Source organism: Arthrobacter sp. HMWF013, assembly GCF_003061105.1.
GTDB lineage: Bacteria > Actinomycetota > Actinomycetes > Actinomycetales > Micrococcaceae > Arthrobacter.
The window spans coordinates 1-1375 of the sequence record NZ_QAIQ01000600.1; the positions used below are offsets into that span (position 1 = coordinate 1).

Sequence of the window (1375 nt, forward strand, 5' to 3'; positions counted from 1 at the left end):
GCTGGCGGGCACGGTCAACGCGGCGCACCCGCACACCGAGCCGGACATCCACGCCCTCGGCCGCGAGTGCCGCCGCGTCGGAGAGGGCCAGCGCTTCCGCGGTGGTGCGTCCCACGCCGAGATCGGCGACCAGGACGCGGTTGTACGCAGCTTCGGTTTCCTCGCCGACCACCGTGAGCTGTACGTGGCCTTCGCGGATCGCGGGCAACAGCTCGTCGATCAGGCGGGCGGCTACCGGGCCGAAACCGACAATGACAACTTGCTCGCTCATGAGGCCTCCGTCATGTGGGGAACGTGGTTCTGGAGTTGGGGTGCTGCGGCAGCCCGGACCCACACCTTGTTGAACTTGAATTCGGGCATCCCGGAGATGGGGTCCGTGGCGGCTTCCGTGAGGCGGTTGGCGCTTTCAAGTTCCGGGAAATGGAAGGGCAGGAAGACTGTTTCGGGGCGGATGGCGGTGCTGAGCTCTGCCCGGCACACCACCTCCCCGCGTTCATTGGCCACCGAGACAAACGAACCCTCGGTGATCCCCATGCCGGCAGCGGCGGCCGGATGGATCTGCATCTTCGCCTCAGGCTGGGACGCGAGCAGTTCGGACACCCGCCGGGTCTGCGCGCCGGACTGGTAGTGCTCCAGCAGGCGCCCGGTGATGAGGGTCATGGTTTTGGCAGCGGGGTCAGGATTGGCAGCGGGCGTACGACGGCGGCGCGGCGTCACCGGGGTCATGACGGCTTTGCCGCCCGGGTGCGCAAACGCATCCAGGAAGAGCCGCGGCGTTCCGGTGCTGCCGGCGGGGTAGGGCCAGTAGGCGGCCTCGCCGCGGTCCAGCATGGCGTAATCGATGCCGGAGTAATCCGCCTGCCCGCCCGCGGAAGCGAGGCGCAGCTCCTCGAACACCGTTTCCGGATCCTCGCTGTAGGTGGACGGCGCCTCGAGGGCTTCTGCCAGCCGCGCCATGATCCACAGCTCGCTGCGTGCACCGGCGGGGGGCTGCAGCGCGCGGCGGCGGCGCAGGACCCGTCCCTCCAGGTTGGTCAGCGTGCCTTCCTCTTCGGCCCACTGGAGGACCGGGAGGATGAGATCGGCTTCGGCGGCTGTCTCGGACATGAAGAAGTCGCAGACCACCAGGAAGTCCAGGCTGCGCAGGCCCGCGATGACAGCGTTGGCATCGGGGGAGGCCACCGCGATATTGGAGGCGTGCACCAAAAGGCACCGGACGCCGTCGGGCTGTCCCAGCGACTTGAGCAGCTGGACGGCGGGGAGGCCGGGACCGGGGATGGTGTCCTCCGGGACGCCCCAAACGCCGGCCATGTGGGCGCGGGCGGCGGGGTCGGTGATCTTGCGGTAGCCGGGGAGCTGATCGGCCTTCTGGCCG

Annotated in this window: 1 protein-coding gene and 1 pseudogene; both read right to left on the reverse strand. The window is 69.2% G+C overall.

What is annotated here, in order from left to right; genetic code table 11:
• Positions 1–271: pseudogene (locus DBR22_RS20270) on the reverse strand (FAD-dependent oxidoreductase); the annotation flags it as partial.
• A partial coding sequence (locus tag DBR22_RS20275; protein WP_146187593.1) for a molybdopterin oxidoreductase family protein occupies positions 268–1375 on the reverse strand: 1108 nt, incomplete at its 5' end. The pseudogene DBR22_RS20270 and the gene DBR22_RS20275, both read right to left, overlap by 4 nt.